The organism is Paraburkholderia haematera (assembly GCF_905220975.1).
Lineage (GTDB): Bacteria > Pseudomonadota > Gammaproteobacteria > Burkholderiales > Burkholderiaceae > Paraburkholderia > Paraburkholderia haematera.
Genome location: NZ_CAJNBK010000030.1, coordinates 28,389 through 49,681, shown reverse-complemented (window position 1 = coordinate 49,681; position 21,293 = coordinate 28,389). Strand labels below are relative to the sequence as shown.

At 61.4% G+C, this 21,293-nt stretch carries 21 protein-coding genes, 1 tRNA gene and 1 pseudogene; 15 read left to right on the top strand and 8 right to left on the bottom strand.

Annotated elements, in window-relative coordinates; all coding sequences use genetic code 11:
* Window positions 1-3 precede the first annotated feature (3 nt).
* The 6 genes from ribD to KHO23_RS30815 all read left to right on the top strand — a co-directional run bounded on the left by ribD (window position 4) and on the right by KHO23_RS30815 (window position 5,523).
* On the top strand, window positions 4-1,173 hold the full coding sequence (ribD, locus tag KHO23_RS30840) for a bifunctional diaminohydroxyphosphoribosylaminopyrimidine deaminase/5-amino-6-(5-phosphoribosylamino)uracil reductase RibD (protein ID WP_211616252.1): 1,170 nt from the start codon (window positions 4-6) through the stop codon (window positions 1,171-1,173).
* A gap of 15 nt (window positions 1,174-1,188) precedes the next feature.
* A complete protein-coding gene (locus KHO23_RS30835; protein WP_211616250.1) occupies window positions 1,189-1,803 on the top strand; it encodes a riboflavin synthase in 615 nt (204 codons plus the stop codon).
* 202 nt (window positions 1,804-2,005) lie between these two features.
* The gene (gene ribBA, locus KHO23_RS30830) at window positions 2,006-3,142 is read left to right on the top strand and encodes a bifunctional 3,4-dihydroxy-2-butanone-4-phosphate synthase/GTP cyclohydrolase II (RefSeq protein WP_211616248.1); all 1,137 of its coding nucleotides are present in this window, start codon (window positions 2,006-2,008) and stop codon (window positions 3,140-3,142) included.
* A gap of 50 nt (window positions 3,143-3,192) precedes the next feature.
* Window positions 3,193-3,699, top strand: a complete 507-nt coding sequence (gene ribH / locus KHO23_RS30825) for a 6,7-dimethyl-8-ribityllumazine synthase (protein WP_115098789.1) — start codon at window positions 3,193-3,195, stop codon at window positions 3,697-3,699.
* On the top strand, window positions 3,696-4,130 hold the full coding sequence (gene nusB, locus KHO23_RS30820) for a transcription antitermination factor NusB (RefSeq protein WP_211616246.1): 435 nt from the start codon (window positions 3,696-3,698) through the stop codon (window positions 4,128-4,130). Before ribH ends, nusB begins: the two co-directional genes overlap by 4 nt.
* 196 nt (window positions 4,131-4,326) lie before the next feature.
* Window positions 4,327-5,523, top strand: a complete 1,197-nt coding sequence (locus KHO23_RS30815; protein ID WP_211616244.1) for a pyridoxal phosphate-dependent aminotransferase — start codon at window positions 4,327-4,329, stop codon at window positions 5,521-5,523.
* Between the two features lie 198 nt (window positions 5,524-5,721).
* Here the strand turns inward: KHO23_RS30815 and KHO23_RS30810 are convergent, their stop codons facing one another.
* A complete protein-coding gene (locus KHO23_RS30810; protein ID WP_211616242.1) occupies window positions 5,722-6,894 on the bottom strand; it encodes a lytic transglycosylase domain-containing protein in 1,173 nt (390 codons plus the stop codon).
* A gap of 609 nt (window positions 6,895-7,503) precedes the next feature.
* On the opposite strand from KHO23_RS30810, the gene KHO23_RS30805 reads away from it, so the two are divergent.
* Together KHO23_RS30805 and KHO23_RS30800 are read left to right on the top strand one after the other, a co-directional pair.
* The gene (locus KHO23_RS30805) at window positions 7,504-9,072 is read left to right on the top strand and encodes a UbiD family decarboxylase (RefSeq protein ID WP_211616240.1); all 1,569 of its coding nucleotides are present in this window, start codon (window positions 7,504-7,506) and stop codon (window positions 9,070-9,072) included.
* A 126-nt stretch (window positions 9,073-9,198) separates the two neighbouring features.
* Window positions 9,199-9,876, top strand: coding sequence for a LysE family translocator (locus KHO23_RS30800; RefSeq protein WP_211616238.1), 678 nt, complete (start codon window positions 9,199-9,201; stop codon window positions 9,874-9,876).
* Between the two features lie 68 nt (window positions 9,877-9,944).
* Here KHO23_RS30800 and KHO23_RS30795 read toward each other — a convergent pair whose 3' ends face one another.
* Complete coding sequence (locus tag KHO23_RS30795; protein WP_211616236.1) at window positions 9,945-10,910, bottom strand: threo-3-hydroxy-L-aspartate ammonia-lyase; 966 nt, start codon at window positions 10,908-10,910, stop codon at window positions 9,945-9,947.
* A 145-nt stretch (window positions 10,911-11,055) separates the two neighbouring features.
* Window positions 11,056-11,355, bottom strand: a complete 300-nt coding sequence (locus KHO23_RS30790) for a hypothetical protein (protein WP_211616234.1) — start codon at window positions 11,353-11,355, stop codon at window positions 11,056-11,058.
* Between the two features lie 780 nt (window positions 11,356-12,135).
* Here KHO23_RS30790 and KHO23_RS30785 point away from each other — a divergent pair.
* From KHO23_RS30785 to KHO23_RS35720, 4 genes and pseudogenes are all read left to right on the top strand, one after another.
* Window positions 12,136-13,074 (top strand): Rossmann-like and DUF2520 domain-containing protein, encoded by a 939-nt coding sequence (locus tag KHO23_RS30785; protein WP_211616232.1) that lies wholly within the window; start codon window positions 12,136-12,138, stop codon window positions 13,072-13,074.
* Window positions 13,075-13,151: 77 nt separating this feature from the next.
* Window positions 13,152-13,472 (top strand): EthD family reductase, encoded by a 321-nt coding sequence (locus KHO23_RS30780; RefSeq protein WP_211616230.1) that lies wholly within the window; start codon window positions 13,152-13,154, stop codon window positions 13,470-13,472.
* A gap of 211 nt (window positions 13,473-13,683) precedes the next feature.
* Window positions 13,684-14,247, top strand: coding sequence for a YggT family protein (locus KHO23_RS30775; RefSeq protein WP_093638987.1), 564 nt, complete (start codon window positions 13,684-13,686; stop codon window positions 14,245-14,247).
* Window positions 14,248-14,506: 259 nt separating this feature from the next.
* Window positions 14,507-14,923 (top strand): annotated as a pseudogene (locus KHO23_RS35720) (DUF5677 domain-containing protein); the annotation flags it as partial.
* 24 nt (window positions 14,924-14,947) lie between these two features.
* On the opposite strand, the gene KHO23_RS30770 reads toward KHO23_RS35720, so the two are convergent.
* Window positions 14,948-16,444 carry an IS5 family transposase gene (locus tag KHO23_RS30770; RefSeq protein ID WP_236067058.1) on the bottom strand — a complete coding sequence of 499 codons (1,497 nt, stop codon included), beginning with the start codon at window positions 16,442-16,444 and terminating at the stop codon, window positions 14,948-14,950.
* On the opposite strand from KHO23_RS30770, the gene KHO23_RS30765 reads away from it, so the two are divergent.
* On the top strand, window positions 16,444-17,055 hold the full coding sequence (locus KHO23_RS30765) for a hypothetical protein (RefSeq protein WP_211616280.1): 612 nt from the start codon (window positions 16,444-16,446) through the stop codon (window positions 17,053-17,055). The genes KHO23_RS30770 and KHO23_RS30765 overlap by 1 nt on opposite strands.
* 318 nt (window positions 17,056-17,373) lie before the next feature.
* Window positions 17,374-17,447 (top strand) — tRNA-Gly (locus tag KHO23_RS30760).
* Between the two features lie 171 nt (window positions 17,448-17,618).
* Here KHO23_RS30760 and KHO23_RS30755 read toward each other — a convergent pair.
* Complete coding sequence (locus KHO23_RS30755; RefSeq protein WP_211616228.1) at window positions 17,619-18,098, bottom strand: hypothetical protein; 480 nt, start codon at window positions 18,096-18,098, stop codon at window positions 17,619-17,621.
* Between the two features lie 3 nt (window positions 18,099-18,101).
* The gene (locus KHO23_RS30750) at window positions 18,102-18,485 is read right to left on the bottom strand and encodes an aggregation-promoting factor C-terminal-like domain-containing protein (RefSeq protein WP_211616226.1); all 384 of its coding nucleotides are present in this window, start codon (window positions 18,483-18,485) and stop codon (window positions 18,102-18,104) included.
* Window positions 18,486-18,867: 382 nt separating this feature from the next.
* Between KHO23_RS30750 and trmB the strand changes: the two genes are divergently transcribed.
* Entirely contained in the window at window positions 18,868-19,656 is a 789-nt protein-coding gene (gene trmB, locus KHO23_RS30745; protein WP_211616224.1) for a tRNA (guanosine(46)-N7)-methyltransferase TrmB, read from the top strand.
* Between the two features lie 83 nt (window positions 19,657-19,739).
* Here trmB and KHO23_RS30740 read toward each other — a convergent pair whose 3' ends face one another.
* Complete coding sequence (locus tag KHO23_RS30740) at window positions 19,740-20,576, bottom strand: undecaprenyl-diphosphate phosphatase (protein ID WP_211616222.1); 837 nt, start codon at window positions 20,574-20,576, stop codon at window positions 19,740-19,742.
* A gap of 81 nt (window positions 20,577-20,657) precedes the next feature.
* A complete protein-coding gene (locus tag KHO23_RS30735) occupies window positions 20,658-21,251 on the bottom strand; it encodes a DUF1439 domain-containing protein (RefSeq protein ID WP_211616220.1) in 594 nt (197 codons plus the stop codon).
* Between the last annotated feature and the right edge of the window lie 42 nt (window positions 21,252-21,293).

Genomic DNA, 21,293 nt, shown 5'->3' with positions numbered 1-21,293 from the left:
CCGATGTTTTCGCAAACCGACTTCGTCCATATGGAGCGCGCGCTCGCGCTGGCCAAACGCGGCATGTATACGACCGACCCGAATCCGCGCGTCGGTTGCGTGCTCGTCAAGAACGGCGAGGTGATCGGCGAAGGCTTCACGCAACCGGCCGGCCAGGATCATGCCGAAGTGCGCGCGTTGAAGGACGCACGTTCGCGCGGCCATGATCTGCGCGGCGCCACGGCCTACGTGACGCTCGAGCCGTGCAGCCACTTCGGCCGCACGCCGCCGTGTGCGAATGCGCTGATCGAAGCGCAGGTCGAGCGTGTGGTCGCGGCAATGGAAGACCCCAATCCGCAAGTCTCGGGGCGTGGTCTCAAGATGCTGCGCGACGCCGGCATAGAGGTGCGTTGCGGGCTGCTCGCCAACGAAGCGCACGAACTGAACATCGGCTTCGTGTCGCGCATGACGCGGGGCCGCCCATGGGTACGCATGAAAGTGGCGGCCTCGCTGGACGGCCGCACCGGCTTGCCTTCGGGCGTCAGTCAATGGATTACCGGCGAAGCGGCGCGCGCCGACGGTCACGCGTGGCGCGCCCGCGCGTCGGCCATCCTGACGGGTATCGGCACCGTCCGGGAAGACAATCCGCGCATGACCGTGCGTGCCGTCGACACGCCGCGCCAGCCGCAACGCGTGCTGATCGACAACCAGCTCGACGTGCCGCCCGAAGCCCTGATTCTGGCCGGTGCACCCACACTGATCTTCTGCGGCAATCTCGATGAGCGTCACGCCGAACGCGCCAGCGCGCTGCGCGATCGCGGCGCGGAAATCGTGCAACTGGCGAACGCGGCGGGCAAAGTCGACCTGCCCGCCATGCTGAAAGTGCTCGGCGAGCGTCATGTGAACGAACTGCACGTCGAGGCAGGTTACAAGCTGAATGGCTCGCTGCTGCGCGAAGGCTGCGTCGATGAGCTGCTGGTTTATCTCGCGCCTAGCCTGCTCGGTATGGACTCGATGAGCATGTTCAATCTGAGCGCGCCGGAAACGCTCGAGGCCCGCCAGCACCTGAATTTTCACGCGGTGGATCGGATCGGCGACGATCTGCGGATTCTCGCGCGCTTTGTGCCCCATTCCGTGCCGCATCCGGCACCCGAAGCCGGGACCGAGCCCGCCCCCCAACCAACTTCGAATTAATCAAGGATTAACACGATGTTTACAGGAATCGTCGCGGCGGTGGGCCGCATCGAATCAGTCAACCCCCTCGGTACGGATGGCGACGCGGGCGTACGCCTGAACGTCGAAGCCGGCGGCCTCGATCTCGAAGACGTCCAGCTCGGCGACAGCATCACGATCCAGGGCGCCTGCATGACGGTCGTGGCAAAAACCGCGCATTCGTTCGAAGTCGACGTGTCGCGCGAAAGCCTGAACTGCACGGCGGGCCTGGGCGAGACCGGCGAGGTCAATCTCGAGAAGGCGCTGCGCGCGCATGACCGGCTCGGCGGGCATATCGTCTCCGGCCACGTGGACGGCCTCGGCACGGTCACGCATTTCGCGCCCGTAGGCGAATCGCACGAACTGCGCGTGCTGGCGCCGCGTGAGATCGGCCGCTATCTGGCCTACAAAGGTTCTATCACGGTCAACGGCGTGAGCCTGACGGTCAACTCGGTTAAAGATCGCGACGATGGCTGCGAGTTTTCGATCAACCTGATTCCGCACACGGTCGAAGTGACATCGCTAAAGAATTTGCGCGAGGGTTCGCCGGTCAATCTGGAGATCGATCTGATTGCGCGGTATGTGGAACGGATGCTGAACACGCCGAAATAACCTGCAGCAAAGCCCGCCGCGCATGGGCTGGCAGCGGCACCCTGCCGCTTTCAACCGGTTCATGCGTCCAACGTTTGATCAAGCATACCGTCGCCGGGCGGCGCAACACCAGTCGGCCAAACGGCCTATACCATTCGGCGGAAGCGACTTGGCGGCGCGCGTGGCGTAAAATACGCGCTTTCCCGAAAAACTCTCCGCCACCATGACGCTCGCCTCCACCCAAGAGATCATTGCCGAACTGAAAGCAGGCCGGATGGTGATCCTCGTCGACGAAGAAGACCGCGAAAACGAGGGCGACCTTGTAATCGCCGCCGAATTCGTTACACCGGAAGCGATCAACTTCATGGCCCGCTACGGCCGCGGCCTGATCTGTCTGACGCTCACGCAGGAACGCTGCAAGCAGCTGAACCTGCCGCTCATGACCTATCGCAACGGCACGCAGTACGGCACGGCGTTCACGGTGAGTATCGAAGCGGCCGAAGGCGTGACCACGGGCATCTCGGCGGCCGACCGTGCCCGCACGATCGCCGTTGCGGTCGCGCCGGACACCAAGGCCGAGCACATCGTGCAGCCGGGACACGTGTTCCCCATCATGGCGCAGCCCGGCGGCGTGCTGGTGCGGGCCGGCCATACCGAGGCCGGCTGCGACTTCACCGCGCTGGCAGGCCTCACGCCGGCCGCGGTGATCTGCGAAGTCATCAAGGACGACGGCACGATGGCCCGCCTGCCGGACCTGATGGAATTCGCCAAAGAGCACGATCTGAAGATCGGCACGATCGCGGATCTGATTCACTACCGCAGCCGCACCGAATCGATCGTCGAGCGCATTTGCGAGCGCACCATGCAAACCGCGCACGGCGCGTTTCGCGCGGTAATGTATCTCGACCAGCCGAGCGGCCAGCCGCATATCGCGCTGGTTCGCGGTACGCCGAACCCGGAGCACGACACGCCGGTGCGGGTGCACGAGCCGCTGTCAATGCTGGATCTGCTCGAAGTCGGCAAGTCGACTCACTCATGGACGCTTGACGCGGCCATGAAAGAGATCGCCCAGCGCGATCTCGGCGTGATCGTGCTGCTGAACTGCGGCGATTCGAAGGACCACCTGGTCGACGTCTTCAAAGCGTTCGACTCGAAAGAAAAGGCCGAGGCGCTCAAACGCCGGCCCGTTGACTTCAAAACGTACGGCATCGGCGCGCAGATTCTTCGCGAACTCGGTGTCGGCAAGATGCAGGTGCTGTCGAACCCGCGCAAGCTGGGCAGCATGTCGGGCTACGGCCTCGAAGTCACCGGCTTCGTACCGATGCCGGGCAGCGCCGCACAGGCTCCGCAACAAGGCTGATCCGACCATTCACGCGCTTAAGCGCCAACCCAAAACACTACGGAATTCACATGGAAATCGGACAATACCAACCGAATCTCGACGGCGACGGACTGCGTATCGGCATCGTGCAGGCGCGTTTTAACGAACCCGTCTGCAACGGCCTCGCGGATTCATGCATTGAAGAACTCGAACGCCTCGGCGTGACCGGCGAAGACGTGCTGCTGGTCACCGTACCGGGCGCACTGGAAATCCCGCTGGCGCTGCAAAAGCTCGCCGAAAGCGCGCAATTCGACGCACTGATCGCACTGGGCGCGGTGATTCGCGGCGAGACGTACCACTTCGAGCTGGTGTCGAACGAAAGCGGTGCGGGCATCACGCGTATCGGTCTCGACTTCGGCATTCCGGTCGCGAACGCCGTGCTGACCACGGAAACCGACGAGCAAGCCGTCGCGCGCATGACCGAGAAGGGTCGTGACGCAGCGCGCGTGGCCGTCGAAATGGCAAATCTCGCCGTCGCACTCGAACAACTCGGCGGTGACGACGAAGAAGAAGACGAAGAAGAGGAAGAGGCATGAAGAGCGCACGCCGACGCTCCCGCGAACTGGCCACGCAGGGGCTTTATCAGTGGCTGCTGTCGGGCTCGCCCGGCGGTGAAATCGACGCGCAGCTGCGCGGCGCGCAAGGCTTCGACAAGGCCGACCACGAACATCTGGACGCCATCCTGCACGGCGTGATCCGCGATTCGGAAACACTCTCCGCGGATATCGCACCGTGTCTCGACCGTCCGATCGAGCAGCTTTCACCTGTCGAACGCGCCGTGCTGCTGGTTGCCGCGTTCGAGTTGAAGAATCACGTCGATATTCCCTATCGCGTGGTCATCAACGAAGCGGTCGAACTCGCCAAGACATTTGGTGGGGCCGACGGCTACAAGTACGTGAATGGCGTGCTGGACAAGCTGTCCGCGCAACTGCGCGCTGCTGAAACGCAGGCGGCTCGCAAGCATTGAGCGTCAGGGTGCGTGACCTGTCATGCGCCTTGCGCTAACGCGGATTTGCCGGCCGCCGGATCATCCTCTGGCCGGTTGAGCCCAAAGCCGCACAATGCAGCCCCGCACTGGCGGGCGCTTGCAAGGACGCCGCCCACGCGCATGAACCTGTGCGCGAGGCGCTGTCCCGCTTTTGCTTCTGAACTGGATTGATCGTATGAACTCCGTGACCGAACCCTTGGTGCGGCTTGCTGCCCGCGTCGACGCCATCCAGCCTTTCTACGTGATGGAACTGGCCAAGGAAGCCGCGCAACTCGAGCGCGACGGGCGCGACATCATCCACATGGGAATCGGCGAACCCGATTTCACCGCGCCCGAGCCGGTCATCGAAGCAGCCGCGAACGCCCTGCGCCGCGGCGTCACGCAATACACCAATGCGCTCGGCCTGCACGCGCTGCGCGAGGCGATCTCGGCGCATTACGCCGAGGTCTACGGCGTCAGCGTCGATCCGGCGCGGATCGTGGTCACCGCCGGCGCTTCTGCCGCGCTGCTGCTGGCTTGCGCGGCGCTGGTCGATCGCGACGATGAAGTGCTGATGCCCGACCCGTGTTACCCGTGCAACCGCCACTTCGTGATTGCGGCCGAAGGCAAACCGGTGATGGTGCCAAGCGGGCCGGCCGAACGCTTCCAGCTGACCGCCGCCGACGTCGAGCGCCTATGGAACGAGCGCACCCGTGGCGTGCTGCTGGCGTCGCCGTCGAACCCGACCGGGACGTCGATCGAACCGGCTGAGCTCGAACGCATCGTCAAGACTGTGCGGGCGCGTGGCGGCTTTACGATCGTCGACGAGATCTACCAGGGCCTGAGCTACGACGCCAAGCCGGTCTCGGCGCTCTCGTTCGGTGACGATGTCATCACCGTCAACAGCTTCTCCAAGTACTTCAACATGACCGGCTGGCGTTTGGGTTGGCTGGTGGTGCCGCCCGGCATGGTCGGCGCCTTCGAAAAACTGGCGCAGAACCTGTTTATCTGCGCGTCGGCGCTCGCGCAGCACGCGGCGCTCGCCTGCTTCGAACCGGAAACGATCGCAATCTACGAAGCGCGCCGCCTCGAATTCAAGCGCCGCCGCGACTTCATTGCGCCAGCGCTCGAATCGCTGGGTTTCTCGGTGCCGGTGATGCCTGACGGCGCGTTCTATGTGTACGCCGATTGCCGCACGGTCGCGCATCAGGCGGCCGGAGACAGCGCGGCGCTCACCAAAGCGATGCTGCACGATGCGGGTGTGGTGTTGGTGCCAGGCATGGACTTCGGCACGCACGCGCCGAAGGACTACATCCGGTTGTCGTACGCAACCGCCCTGCCGAAGCTGGGAGAAGCGGTCGAGCGACTGGCGAAGCTCTTCGGACGGCACTGATCGAACGGAGGGATTAAGCATTGCGGCTTGGCGAGCCATCAAAGAACCCGTCAAGGCAGGTTGCTATGCCCGGCTCATGCGTCACAACCGCACGCGCCGCCGCAAATGCAAGCCGCAAAAGAAAAAAGGACACCAATGAGGGTGTCCTTTTTTATACCAGCCGCTCTCATGTCAGACGAGAACCGCGTTACCTGAATCTCAGGCGCCCAACTCCGCAGCCGATGCCACGTGCTTGGGCGCATTGGAACTGGCGTCGTCCTGCTCGGACACCGGCGTCTTAACCGGCGCTGCCGCGCTCAACGGATGGCCGGCATCCAGCGTCATCTGCACGCGCTTACCGTTCGCCGATGTTGCAGCAGGCGTAGCCGTATTCGACGCCGTCAGAACCGGCGCCTGCGGTGCATTGATCGGCACCTTGCGGCCACGCGCCACATCGCGCAGACGGCCACGCTCGGCCATGACCTTGGCGCCGTAGCCGCCGTCGTCCGGCGAGGTCGAGCCGACGTAGAGACGCAGGCCGCCTGGCAGCGAACCGCCGCGAACGATGCAATCCTTCAGCACCAGCGCACCCACCTTGATGTTCGCAACCGGTTCGAGCGCTGCGCTCTGGCCGCCAAAATACTGGAATTTGTCCGAGTGAACCTTGGACATCACCTGCATCAGGCCTTGCGCGCCCACGCCGCTCTCGGCGTACGGGTTGAAGCCCGATTCGATTGCCATCACGGAGAGCAGGAGAAGCGGGTCGAGACCGACTTCGCGGCCGGTGTCGAACGCTGCCTTCACGAGCTCGCCAACGGGCTCCTGGGCGACGCGATAACGCCGCGCCAAGTACGACGAAACCAGATCCTGCTCGCGGGTCGAGACCAGCACGCGATCGTCGCGCGCGTCGGCCGAGACGCGCTGCGCCGGAATCAGCCGCGCCAGCGCGGAGACGCTCTGCATGGTGCGCGGGTCGAGGCCGTTCAGCGCAGCCACGCCCATACCGGTCGTGCTCGTGCTGTCGAAGGCGCCGTCGTAGCTGGTGTTGCTGGCAGTGACGCCATTGTTCGCGCCGCTAGCGGTGTCGCTACTGGTCGGATTTGCGGCCAGCGAGTCGTCAGAGGACGCGCCAGGCGGCCCGAAAGCCGGCAGCGGGTGGCCCTGCAGCAGACGGGCGGGACCGGCTTGCACAGCGGCGGAAATGACCGGCATCAGCTTGGCGGCGAGGGTGCCGCGCAGGGCCGGCATCAGCCACAACGTGAGTGCCAGCACGACAGCGATACCGCCGACGATGCTGAACAGGTGATGACTCATTCGCGTCCCGCGACGCAACGCACCACGCACAACTTGCGCAATACGTTCATCGGGACGCCACGATAACCAGGCGTTCATTCAGATCTCCCATGTTGCATGATCCGCGAACTCCGCCAGTTGAACAGGCGGTAACACACGTTCGCAGAGTCAAGACATCGCGCGCTCTGTCTGGTTAGGGCAGCAGCGACGTCGGGAAAACGGTAAATACCGTTTGTGGGGAGCCATCTTGAAAAGATGGCCCGCGGCATGCCAAAAAAGCACGCAGGCGGTAGCTCCCACGCGAAAAACCAGCGTCAGATGGCGCTGGCGAGGACTTCAGTAAGGCCGTCAGATACCGTGCAGGGGGTCGGTAAACGGTGACGCGTTGCGTCAAAAGGGACCGGGGGCAGTGGTAAAAAGGTTCACGCCCTGCAACCAATGTGGACGGATTCTATGCAGGGTTTTATAGATCGTCAACACTATAGATAGGCAAATGTATAACTAATTGTAATAATGAACAGTGTTCAGTCGGTGCAAAACCGCGCGGCGCGCGCCTCTTGAGCTATCTCAATTACTCCTTCGGATGTAGGTCGTTTGGCCAATCTACGTGCGTCAGCCGACACAGGTAAAATCGACAATCGTTCTGGCGCCGCGCAGTCTTACGGTGCCTTCCTTTTTTGCCGCTTGCGCGGCTCTCTTCCGCACCAGATGAAATACAAAGACCTGCGCGACTTTGTCGGCCGTCTCGAAACGATCGGTGAACTGCGCCGCATCTCGCAAAACGTCTCGCCCGTCCTGGAAATGACCGAGCTGTGCGACCGCGTCCTGCGCGCGGGCGGTCCGGCGATACTGTTCGAGAGCCGGCAGCAGCACGCATTTCCGGTCCTCGGCAACCTGTTCGGCACGCCGCGCCGCGTTGCGCTTGGCATGGGTATCGACGCAGAAGCAGGCGCGGGCGATAGCGCGGCGCTGGAGTCGCTGCGCGACGTCGGCCGTCTGCTTTCAGCCTTGAAGGAACCGGAACCGCCGAAGGGGCTCAAGGACGCCGGAAAACTGTTCTCGCTCGCAAAGGCGGTTTGGGACATGGCGCCCAAAACGGTGAGCGCGCCGCCCTGCCAGGAAATCGTCTGGGAGGGCAACGACGTCGACCTCGGAAAGCTCCCGATTCAGACCTGCTGGCCGGGCGACGCAGGACCGCTGATCACGTGGGGCCTGACCGTCACAAAAGGCCCGAACAAGAGCCGACAAAATTTAGGCATCTATCGCCAGCAACTGATCGGACGTAACAAACTGATCATGCGATGGCTCGCGCATCGCGGCGGCGCACTGGATTTCCGCGAATTCGCGCTGCAGAATCCGGGCAAGCCGTATCCGGTGGCGGTGGTGCTGGGCGCCGATCCAGCCACCATCCTCGGGGCGGTCACGCCGGTGCCCGACACGCTCTCGGAATACCAGTTCGCCGGGCTGCTGCGCGGCGGCCGCACTGAACTCGCGAAGTGCATCACGCCGGGCGTCGACGGTTTGCAGGTGCCCGCGCGCGCCGAGATCGTTCTGGAAGGCTTCATCTATCCGCAGGAAGGCACGCCCCCGCCCGCCCCCGCAGGTGCGCCGCCGCGCCCGGCGAAGGGTGCATCGGCCGCTTACGAACACGCGCTGGAAGGTCCCTACGGCGACCACACCGGCTACTACAACGAGCAGGAGTGGTTTCCCGTCTTCACGGTCGAGCGCATCACGATGCGGCGCGACGCGATCTATCACTCCACCTACACCGGCAAACCGCCCGATGAGCCCGCCGTGCTCGGCGTCGCGCTCAACGAGGTGTTCGTGCCGCTGTTGCAGAAGCAGTTCACCGAAATCACCGATTTCTATCTGCCGCCCGAGGGATGCAGCTACCGGATGGCGATCGTGCAGATGAAGAAGAGCTACCCCGGTCACGCCAAACGCGTGATGTTCGGCGTGTGGAGCTTCCTGCGGCAATTCATGTATACGAAGTTCATCGTCGTGGTCGACGAGGACGTGAATATCCGCGACTGGAAAGAAGTGATCTGGGCGATCACCACGCGTATCGATCCGGTGCGCGACACCGTGCTGGTCGATCGCACGCCGATCGACTATCTGGATTTCGCCTCGCCGGTAGCCGGCCTCGGATCGAAAATGGGACTCGACGCGACCAATAAATGGCCCGGCGAAACCGATCGCGAATGGGGCCGCCCGATCGAGATGGACGGCGCGGTCAAACAGCGCATCGACACCTTGTGGAATGAGTTGGGACTGTAAAAACAGGCCTCGAATCACACCATTGAATTTTTAGGATTCTGTCGGCATCGAAGCGATCCGGTCATCAGCCGGGTCGCTCGCGCTCGAACAAGTCTGAATAACAAAACTGATGGAGCAGTTGCGCGGATGCATGCCTTTTCAATGATGTCGGATGGCTTTTTTCTGTCGTTGTCCTTGTGCCTGGATATCGGTCTCGTCAACGTCGCGATGATTTCGCTGACGCTCTCGCACGGCTTCAAACCGGGCTTCTGGCTGGGCCTCGGTTCCTGTTTCGGCGATCTGGTTTATGCGGCGCTCGCGCTCGCGGGAATGGCGGCGCTGCTGCAATTCGAATCGGTGCGCTGGGTCGTGTGGATCGGCGGCGCGGCAATCCTGCTGTTTCTCACGTGGAAGATGGCGCGTGAAGCAATGTTCCCCGCATCGGCACCCGCGGTTGCCGGAGAAGCGGATGCCAAAGCGCCGCATCTTTCCGCATGGCGCGGTTTCGCGCGCGGTGTGTTGCTGGCCATGTCGTCGCCTTCGGCGATTCTGTGGTTCGCCGCAGTCGGTGGCGCGTTGATTGCGAAAGCCGGCGCCACCAGTGTGACGACTGCCCCCGTATTCCTCGGCGGCTTTTTCCTCGGCGGATTGTGCTGGACGATCTTTATCTGTGGACTCGGCAGCCACGGGCGCAAACGCGCCGGCACCGGTTTGCTGCGCGCGTGCCATGTGTTGTCGGCGCTGCTGTTCGCGTACTTCTCGTATAGCGTGATCGTGAACGGATATCGCGATCTGATCGTGCAGACCGCACAGGTCGCGAGCTAGAAAAAACGGCCCGCCTGAGCGAGCCGTTTTCCATCGATTTCAACGTGCGCAGCGCTTCGTCGAACCTGTCAGGCGAGATACTGCGCCAGCTTTTCCAGATCGACGTTGCCGCCGCTCACCACTACGCCCACGCGCTTGCCCTTCACCGGCACGATGCCGTTGAGCACGGCAGCCGCGGCGAGGCAACCCGTCGGCTCGACGACGATCTTCATGCGCTGTGCGAAAAAACGCAGGGTGTCGATCAACTGCGCGTCGCTAACCGTTTCGATCTGGGCGACCAGCTTCTGAATGATCGCGAACGTGTAGTCGCCGAGATGCGTGGAGGCAGCGCCATCAGCGATCGTGCGCGGCGCATCGATGTGCACGATCTCGCCGCGAGCAAGCGATTGCTGGCCGTCGTTGCCCGCTTCCGGCTCCACGCCAATCACCGTGCACGCCGGGCTCAATGCCGCCGCCGACAATGCGCTGCCGCCGATCAGCCCACCGCCGCCGAGGCAAACGAACAGCATGTCGAGCGGGCCGGTTTCTTCGATCAACTCCTTCACTGCCGTGCCCTGCCCCGCAATCACGTGTGGATGGTCGTACGGCGGAATCAGCGTCATGCCACGCTCTTCCGCAAGCCGCCGGCCGATCTCCTCGCGATTCTCGGTGTAGCGGTCGTAGCTGATTACTTCGCCGCCATAGCCCTTGGTCGCCGCGACTTTGGCGGCGGGTGCGTCGTGCGGCATGATGATCGTCGCGTGAATGCCGGCGAGGCGCGCCGACAGTGCGATTGCTTGCGCATGATTACCCGACGAATACGTCAGCACACCCGCTTTGCGTTGCTCCGCGTCGAAATGCGAAATCGCGTTGTACGCACCGCGAAACTTGAAGGCGCCCATACGCTGAAAATTTTCACACTTGAAGAACACTGACGCGCCCGTGCGCTCATTGAACGTGCTTGAGGTGAGGACGGGGGTACGGTGGGCGACGCCTTCAAGACGCGCAGCGGCGTCGAGTACGTCGTCGAAAGTGGGAGCGGGAAGCGCTTGCATCGGCGAAACTCTCCAGGAGCGGTGGCGAAACAGCCATTCTCCCAGCTTCGACAGTGCTTTGGTATGCCGCTGTAGAAACACAAAAGGCGTAACCCGGCGATCAAGCCGGCGTTACGCCATCAATACATCCGCGCGCTTCTTGCGATCAGCGGCGATAGTAGCCGTGGCCGTAGTAACCGCGGTAGTAGCCATGGTGATAATAAGGACGGCCATAGCCACCGTAATACCCACCCACCACGACTGCCGGCGGTGCGTAATAGCCCGGCGCGTACACCACCGGCGGAGGCGGCGGCGCGTAATAGACCGGCGGCGGCGCGGCATAAACCGGGTACGCCGGCGCGATCGGAATGCCAATACCGATACCGACGGAAACGTGCGCCTCTGCAGCAGCCGCGAACCCCATGCCGAGTGCGGCGGCAACGACAAACGGAACGATCTTTTTCACTTTTATTCTCCTGGCGCGGCCCACTAAGGTCGCCGACATCGCATGCCTTGCATGCTATGAAATCAATGTATCGAAAAAGACCGCGCGTAGATGTTCGCATTTGTTGCAAATTGCAATTGGCGGCAATAGGTCGGAATTCGCGTCGGCGCGGCGCGGCCCGGACGCGCTGCGTAATGGACTGAGAATGGACTGAGAACTCAGGGTTTGCGAGCGGCCGCGCGGGTGCGGATCCCCTGCTTTGCGGCTCTTGCGGCTTCAGGCGCTCACTTGCCGGTAATCTTTGATTACAAATTAGCTTCAATCCTGACGGCCGAAATGAAAAATGCCCGGCGCAATCGCGCCAGGCATTTCTTACCCATGAGCAAACGGTATTTTCAGCCTACCTTCACGTAGGCGAATTCTCTGGAGACGTTGGGCGGGACGTACGAGCCGCTGATGCGTACGCGTGGCGTCAAGCGCTTCTTCTGGTCCCACCAGCGACGGCGCTGCGAGTGCGTCAAGAACCGCAAGTGCTTTCGGTAAGAAAAAATATTCATCGTTACCTCCCGAATCTGACTGCGAGACGAAAAACCCAGAACAGCAACTGCAAAACCGGCTCAGGAAAAGAAATTGTGAGCAGTTTTCGGACCCGCGGGGCGCGCGACGCCGGATGACTGACCGGAGGCGCCATATCGCGCGCGCACTGATCAGAGGAATGCCGGCACCGGGACGCGCCACCGCAGGACGGATGCGCGATACTTCTGGTTTCCCGTTCAAGCATTCCGTCTGGAGCAGGCAACCATGTCCCAGCCCTCTCTGCCGCGCCTCGGCTTTATCGGTGCGGGTCGGCTCGCGCGCTGTCTCGCGCTGAGCTTTTCGCGCGCCGGTTATCCCGTCACGGCGGTGGCGAGCCGCACGGCAGCCTCGGCCAGCCGGCTCGCCAGTCAAATCGAATATTGCGCGGCATTCGACGATCCACAACAGGTCGTCGACGCCGCAGACATCGTCTTTTTAGCCGTTCCCGACGACAGCATCGGTACGACAGCGCACACACTGCGGTTCGTGGCGGACGCGGCAGGCGGCCCACACGGCAAAGCGCTCGTGCATTGCAGCGGCGCCTCGCCGGTGGAATTGCTAGCGCCGGCGCGCGACCAAGGCGCTGCGATCGGCGGCTTTCACCCACTGTACCTCTTTGGCGGCGATCTCGCAGACATCGACCGGATCGCCGGCTGCTCGGTGACGATCGAGGCCGACGGCGCGCTCAAGGAGGCGCTGACGGCACTGGCGGTCGCGCTGCATTGCCATCCGCTGTCGATTCCGGCGGGCGGACGCATGCTGTACCACGCCGCGGCGCATTACGCCGCGAGCTTCGCGCTGTGCAGCCTCGCTGAATGCGTCGCACTATGGCGCACGCTGGGCTTTGCCGAAGACGACGCGCTGCGCGCACTGCTGCCGATGCTCTCCGGCACGATCGAAACCGCCCGCGACAAAGGGCTGCCTGGCGCGCTCGCCGGCCCCGTTTCGCGCGGCGATACAGGCGTCGTAGAGAAGCAGTTGGCGTTACTGGAAGGCCTCGGCGGCGACCATGCCGCACTGTATGGTTTGCTGTCGCGGCGCGCGGTCGGATTGGCCGAACGCCGCGCCAAACCGCCGGTCGCGATCGAGGCGATTGCCGAGGTGGTGGAAGAATCGCTCAACCGGTCGCTGAATCAGGCCGCAGCAGGTGCAAGCGTCAAGTAAGGCGTGATAATGTGACGTCCGGCGCCGCGCGCAATCCGCCAGCGCCGCGCTTCAGGATCAACAGACGAGAACGCACAATGATCAAGGTCAGCATCCTCTATCCGTATCGGGAAAACGGCCACTTCGACGTGGACTATTACTGCGTCACGCATATGCCGCTCGCGGCCAGGCTGTTCGGGCCGTCGCTGAAAGGCTGGTCGGTCGATGTCGGCATCAATGCCGGGCCGCCGGGAACGCCGCCGCCGTATGTCGCCGCAGGTCACTTCCTGTTCGATAGCGCGGACGACTTCTACAAAGTCTTCAAGTCCGCCTCGGAGCAGTTGGTTGCCGACATTCCGAATTACACCGACGGCGGCAACGGTACGATTCTGATTAGCGAAATCAAGGTTTCTGTGTGATGTCCCGTGGCCGGGTGCGGCACGCGGTTCGCCGGTTGGCCTGATTCGAACATCTGGAAATTGAACCACTGCGTCCCCATTTGTGACGCGTAACGCGCCCTCCTCCGGGAAGGGCGCTGGCAATCCAAATGAACCCGCCGGCGCACCGATCGGTCAGCGCCGGCACCCTGCGGCCGATCGACGGCCGCCTTCCGAAGGATAAGGACACGAGATGTTTGGCGATATCGCCCGTTTTCTGCTCAATACCGTCTTTACGCTGTTCGGCGCCGCGTTGCTGCTGCGCGCATGGCTTCAGGTCGTGCGCATGCCGCCGTACAACCCCGTCACGAACGCCGTGCTGCAAGCCACCAACTGGATCGTGCTGCCTTTGCGGCACATTCTGCACAGCACCCGCAACATCGACTGGGCGAGTCTGGTCGCGGCTCTGATCGCGGCAATTGTTTACGTGGTGCTGATGGTGGTGCTCACGGGCGCCGATCCGCTCACGCTCGTGCCGACGCTGCTGATCGTCGCCGTGCTGACCGTCATCAAGTGGGCGTTGAATCTGATCATCTGGATGACGATCCTGATGGCGCTGCTGTCGTGGCTCAATCCGCGCTCGCCGGCCATGCCGATCCTGTATCAGCTGACCGCGCCGTTCCTGAATCCGCTGCGCCGCGTGGTGCCGCAACTCGGCGGCATCGACCTTTCGCCGATCCTGCTGTTCGTGATCGTGCAGGTCCTGCTGATGGTGGTGACGCGTGCGGCTGTTCAGCTGACCTACTTTGTGATCTGAAGGGCGTTCTTTTCGGCTTGCAGGCAAGGGGCGGCGGCGCGATTTGCGCTAACTGCCCCTTCCCGAGGAAAACGGTCCGTCCTGCGGGCGTTGTATAACGGTAAGACTCTAGCTTCCCAAGCACCGGCGCGTTAATCGAAATCACTATTCACGCACGTTCTCACGTCACGTTTTCTGCCGGCTCCCTTTACACTCGATCAACTCGCTCTCAGTACGTGATCGAGTTATCCTCACAAATCATCAAAATTAAATAGCCGATATGACCACGAGCACAAAAATCATTCACGATGCTTTTCTTGCGGAGCATGAAGCGAAGCACGCAAAGCACTTCCATCACACATCAAAACTCAAAGAAGTACACAACTCACTAAGAGATATATACGAAGATATAATAAAAAACGATTTTTATTCAAAAAATTCTGCTTTGAAACAAATCGAATTCCTCGTTCTACTATCGGCCATCGACGAAATTAACGAGAGCATGATCTCCAATCTGGAAGAACGACGCTTCAGTGCAGCAGAAGCCCTCGCCAGAATAGCGCTCGAACATAGTATAAACTTCATTTACATCGTCAACGATCCGACCAATGATCGTGCGATGTCGCTTTTAAAACAACATTTCTTCGGCGCTCGTGAACGGGCAAAGAAATGGCATAACTATCTGCAAGGCGCTAAGAATATTGAGTCGGCCCTGCAAAATTCAGTTTGCTTGATGCACGACGCCGATGAGGCATTTTGTCGGAGCGGGAAGGTTGAGCGGCCGGAAGCGTTTCCGGTGCGCAAACAGCGGATGCGACGGCACATTGACGATCCAATGCAGCCAGGCGAGGATAAAAAAGATGGGCCCCAGACCCAGGCGAACAATCGCACGCAACAGCCAGCGCAGGTTGTAGCCCGTGGCGCACAGCACGGCATGCAGCGCATCGCCGGTTTGCCCTTTGAGCCAGCAACGATGCATACCGTGGTCGTGCTTCACATGGCCGATGATCGGTTCAATCGCCTGTCGTCGCTTGAGCCAGCGGCGCTGTGTGCTGGTCAGTGTCCTGTGTTTTCCGCGATGAATAAGGTGTACTGATGATACTTCCGGGTCGACGCCGCGAAAGCCGAGATCGACCAATACGGTCTTCGGCTGCGGTGTACCGGGCAGGTCCTGCAACAGAATGGAACTCTGTTCGAGTTGCTCGGCCAGCGTATGGCCGTCATAGGGGTTGCCGGGGAACGACCGCGCACCGATGATCAACCCTTGTTTCTCCGTGATCGCGAGGCTCACCTTGACGCCGAACTCGTAGGGCTGGCGCGCCTTTCCTTTCCCAATGCATTCAACTTCAGGCGCATGCAGTGCGTAGAGTTTGTTCTTGTCCTTTGGACGTTGGCGGCAAATGCGCCAGGCCCGCTCAAGCCAGACACGCAGTTGTGCCTGCCGTTCGTCCGAAGCTCCAGACAGCTTGCGTTCGATATCGCGCAGCAACCGTCCCAAGACTGTGCGCTGACGTTTGAGTACACGACGCAGGCGCTTGAACTGCTTCGCATGGGCATAGCCGCCTGCGCGGCGCCGCAGCCGCTTGCCTTCGCGCTCGTAGGTTTGCTTCAACGCCAACCCGGCGCGCTGCGCCAGCTGCACGAGTCTGGCCCGTGACACCTCAAGCAGACGGCTGTCGGTCGGATACGCAATCGCCTTCTCCTGCACCGTGGTGTCGACGATCACGCGCTCGAATTCAACCGGCGTCACCGCCTTCATCTGCACCGCAGCCGCGATCGTCGCCGCAAGCAGCTCCTCGACACCGGCTTCGCCCAGCGCCTGTCGAAAGCGCACCAGGTTGGTCGGGTCGCACGGGAGGCGCGGCTGGAAATACTCCTCGCCGCAGAAGAACTGGAAGTACACGTCCTGCGCCCAGCGCTCGCACACCGTTTCGTCACTTTCGTTGTAGGCGTGCTTCAGGTACAGCAGACCCACCATCAGCCGCATAGGCAAGCGCGGACGTCCAGCCGCACTGACGCCACCCGCAAGTTCCAGCGAGTTCGAGCCAAACAGGTCATCCGCTTCGCTCACCCGCCCATCGCGTGAGCGTCGCTCGAACAGGGGAGCAAGCGTCGTTTCGATTGAAGCCCACGACATCTTCGTTGCCAACACGGCAAGCGGGTGAAGCAGATCAATCATCGCGTCCAGACGGCTACGAAAGAAATCAGGCGTGCTCATTGGCGACCACTCCGAAACTCCCAGAATCTTTATCAGATCGATATTCGTTCTGGGAGTTCTCTTACCCGCCGACAAACTGCATCGCCAAGTCAGGCGGGGCCTCACGAACTTCTGCAAGGCCGACTATTGAGGGAGTCGAAGTTGCAAAAGCACGCTTGCACCACCTTAATGTAACGGAGAAACTCGTTCCAGGTGTAGAAAAGGCTCATCCATGGCCAGATGCACGGCGCCGCTTTCAAGCCCTAGGGTTTGAACACTTCTACCATGACCTGTTTACGCCAGCGTCAGACTCCGTACATACGCTTGGAGAAGATATCTTTAATCTTCTCCTTGCCAATAGTGACGACACCGATATTCGATCTCTTTCAATTCGCTCGGTATTTTCAGACAAGATGTCTTTTTCGGTATACGTATGCGCAAGCGTTCTCACATTTTACGTAGAAGCGATATATCAATTTTCGCGACATATCAAGAATGAGGCAATGGAGATTAAAGCAGAAGAGTTGGCAGAAATAGTTAACAAGATTACCCGATCCATGAATGACGACACCATTTCAGATCTGCTAACTGTTTACCCAAGCTCGATTACCGATAATATTGCCCCCGCCTAACACGCGCCCACTCCAGTGCTCGGCGATGGCCAGAAAACGATCAATTCCCGAATGTGCGTGACTTGATATTTGGAACGGGATGCCAGTCGACGCCATTGCCTAATAGGCGACGATCGCGTGGTCAGACGATGATACGCACACAGCTGTCCCGGTCGCACGAGCCGCTTGACGGCCTCGCGTGACGTCCGCGAACAACCCCGAATTCCGCTGCGACGCAGCGATGCCATGGGAAAACTCCAAAATGCGCACATTTTTCACGCCACCCACCACGATCCCGACTCCCCAAAACGCTGAAACCCCTGTAAAATAGCGGGCTCTGCGGGCGTCGTATAATGGTAATACCCTAGCTTCCCAAGCTAGAGCCGTGGGTTCGATTCCCATCGCCCGCTCCAGATTCTTTCAGCCAGCCTGGCAATTGACCGGGCGGCTTCGCGGAAGGATCTGAATCTGCCGCATTTTCCGCCCGCTACACATTCCCCGTCTGTCATCCAGCAGGTCGCAAAGGCGCACAAACGCGCGATGAACACCGAGCGATGTCCACCACGCCATTGCGCCAATTGCCACTAGTTCTTCGTAGCCTTCTCGACAGCCTTGACCAGCTTGAAATCGTCTTTATCCAACGCGTAGTAGTACGTCCCGCCACCCTCTTCATTCCTGCTGCCGTGAACTACCAGCAGCCGGCTGTCGCGCCGGAATTCGAGCGGTTCCTTCACATCCACGTCCCAGCAGCACACCGTAAAGGGCAACCAGGTGACGCGTCCGGTCTTCGAGTCGATCGCCACGCTGGACACGCAGGACGCCCCGCAGCCCCAGCTTGCCAGCACATAGTGCCCGGCGAAGTTCGGCTTCTGCCGGCTGGCTTCGCGGATACGCGTCGCGTATTCCTTGTCGTCCGCGGACACGAGCCGCACTTTCGCCGCTTTGCCCGCAAAGGTGTCGCTCACCGCGAAATCTTCAAAGCGCGGCACGCCGGCATCAGCGGCTTGCGCTACGCCCATCCAGCACATGGCCGAAACGAAGCCCAACAATAGAAACTTGTTCAATTCTCAACACCAGTTGTTTGCTTCCCATGCGAGCCGCGCTGATGCAGCCGTGTGATACCGCCCGAGAATATAGCGAATCCCGCCCTGACATTCTTCAACCGCATTGCCGAACGATTTTTCGCCATTCGGATTCAATTCATATTGAGGCCGCAGCAACTGATAAAGCCCACGCGCGGACGATTTGCCATTGCGCACGTCCACCACGCCGCTCGACTCCTGCGCCATGAGCCACAGTAAATCGTTGAATTGCGTGAGCGCCACGCCTTCAATGGCCATGGCTTTGCGCAGTGCATTCTGGGAGGTAGTCGGAACCGCAGTTGGATCGGTAGCGACCCAATCCGTTTTGGCGGCTTTGGCCTGCCGATGATTGTGTGCGTATTTGCCCATGGTGGATTTTCGTTTTGATAATCGTTGCGACGGATGGCTTACAACGCGATTAAATCATACGAATCACAATCACGGTTATGAAAACGTAATCTTGATGCCGGTTTCGACTCCCATCAAAGCGGCCACCGTCTGGACGCACCCTTTTCGGGTGTGCTACCTTACGCGCACTTGCAACGCCCGCTCCACCTTCCTGCTGAGCCGTCAGCAGAATCCAGCACGAGCCGCCTCCCTTGAAGGCGGCTTTTTTGTAGTGGCAGCGGCTAGCCTGGCGATTCGAGCAAACCGCGCCCGCCAACCGCGGCCCGTGCCGCGCACGCGCAACAGGCGCCTCGCAAGACGCCATGCAAGCCGCCAAGCCCTCACCCTTGTAGCAGCATCGACAATGATCCACGATCCAAACGACGCCGGCCTGCCGGACGAACTCCCGACGCCTTCCATCGAAACTGAAGACCAACCAGCCGATGCCGGCACCGACGCCCCGCCGGAAGGAGCCTTGCATCGACGCCGCATCCGCAGCTTTGTCACGCGTGCGGGTCGCGTATCGACCGGCCAGCGCCGCGCGATGGACGAACTCGGCCCGCGTTTTGTCATGCCCTTCACCCCGCAGCAGCCCGACTGGACTAGCGTGTTCGGCCGTGCAGCGCCGCGTGTGCTGGAAATCGGCTTCGGCATGGGCGCGACCACCGCGGAGATCGCCTCGCACCGTCCCGGCGACGACTTCCTCGGCGTCGAAGTGCATGAGCCGGGCGTCGGCGCGCTGCTGAAGCTGATGGGCGAGCAGGCGCTGTCGAATATCCGCATCATTCAGCACGACGCCGTCGAAGTGCTCGAACAGATGATCGCACCGGACAGCCTCGACGGCGTCCACATCTTCTTTCCCGACCCTTGGCACAAGGCGCGCCACCATAAGCGCCGGCTGATTCAGCCGAAGTTTGTCGCATTGCTGGTTTCGCGTCTGAAGCCGGGCGCGTATCTGCATTGCGCAACTGACTGGCAGAACTACGCCGAGCAGATGCTCGAAGTCCTGGGCGCCGATCCCGCTCTGGAAAATACCGCCGACGGCTACGCGCCGCGCCCCGAATATCGTCCGGTGACGAAGTTCGAACGTCGCGGGCTACGGCTTGGGCATGGCGTGTGGGATCTGGTGTTCAGGAAGCGCGGCGCGGCGTAAACCGCACGCTATAGCTCGCTCGCCATAAGAAAAAGGTCCGCAAACGCGGACCTTTTTTCATGATTCGAAAGACACGCGAAGACTCAGTCCGCCCAGCTCAATGCGCCGCTATAGCCGACCAGCAGAATCAGCAGCCCGAAACCGATCCGGTACCACGCGAACACGGTGAAATCGTGCGCGGAGATATACCGCAGCAGCCAGCGCACGCAGGCGAAGGCGCTGACAAAGGCCGCCAGGAAGCCGAGCGCGAAACTGCCAAGCGCGTCGACAGACAGCAAATGCCAGTCTTTATAAAGCTCGTAAGCCGTCGCGCCGAAGATGATCGGAATCGCGAGGAAGAACGAGAACTCGGTGGCGACACGCCGTTCGAGACCAAACAGCATCCCGCCGATGATCGTCGAACCCGAGCGCGACATGCCCGGGATCAGCGCGAAACATTGAGCGAGACCGACCTTCAACGCATCCAGCGGGCTCAAATCGTCGACGTGTTGAACGCGCGTGGCCGCAGCGCCTTGCGCGCGCTGGCGCGCTTCGGCCCACAGGATCACCACCCCGCCCACCACCAGCGCGAACGCGACCGGCACCGGCGAAAACAGCGCCGCCTTGATGGCCTTCTCGAATAGCAAGCCGAGCACGACCGCCGGAATCGTCGCGATAATCACGTTCAGCGTGAAGCGCCTGGCGTCGGGCCGGCTGGGCAAGCCGGCCACTACGCTGCCGATACGCCGGCGAAACTCCCAGCACACGGCCAGAATTGCGCCAAGCTGGATCACGACATCGAAGGTTTTCGCGTGGTCATCAGTGAAATTGAGCAGGCTGCCCGCGACGATCAAATGCCCGGTGCTCGACACCGGCAAAAATTCCGTCAACCCTTCGACGACGCCCAGAATCAGCGCCTTGCAAGCCATTAGCCAGTCCATCCGTGACCCTCATCGCTGTAGATAGTCGAAACGAACAGGGTCGGCACAGTTCGCGCGCGGCCCCGACGGCCGCGCGCAGCGTCATTTCTCGACGATTTGCACGCGTATGCCGTTTGTAAGGATGGTGATTGTACCGGGTTCGTAATTCACCCCGGCAAATTGCAACTGTTCGGGCTTGAAGGTGTAGATCGGATAGTTAGTCAGCAACTGCGTGGCGAGCGCGGCCGCTGCGGCATTGATCTGCTGCGTGTAGGCCTGCGCCTGCCCGCTCACGCTGACGTTGTCGACGTTCGGCGACTTCAGCACGACCGATTTGCTGGCGGCGTCGTAGGCCAGTTCGCTCGACAGCGTGAAAACGCCGTCGACCGGTTGCGGCATGAACGGGCTCGCAAAGCGTGCATCGAGCTTCACCGAAACGCGGTTCGCGTCCGGCAGGAAACCGACCACCGGATTGGTCAGCGCGACCTCGAACACCTGCGAAACCGTGCGTTGATAAGGGAATTTGCGCTGCACCGCGTCCTGTACCTGCTGCTGCGAGAACGTGTAGTGCGAGGGGATGAACGGAAAGATCGGCGTCGCGCAGGCCGCCAGCGACACGGTGATGCCAAGCGCGGTGGTGCCTGTCAGCGCTGCAAGCAGGAAGCGGCGCCGGGTCGGCGCAGCGGGTCGAGTCATGCGAAATCTCCTGTGGAAGCCTTCTCGAGCATGCGGTTACGT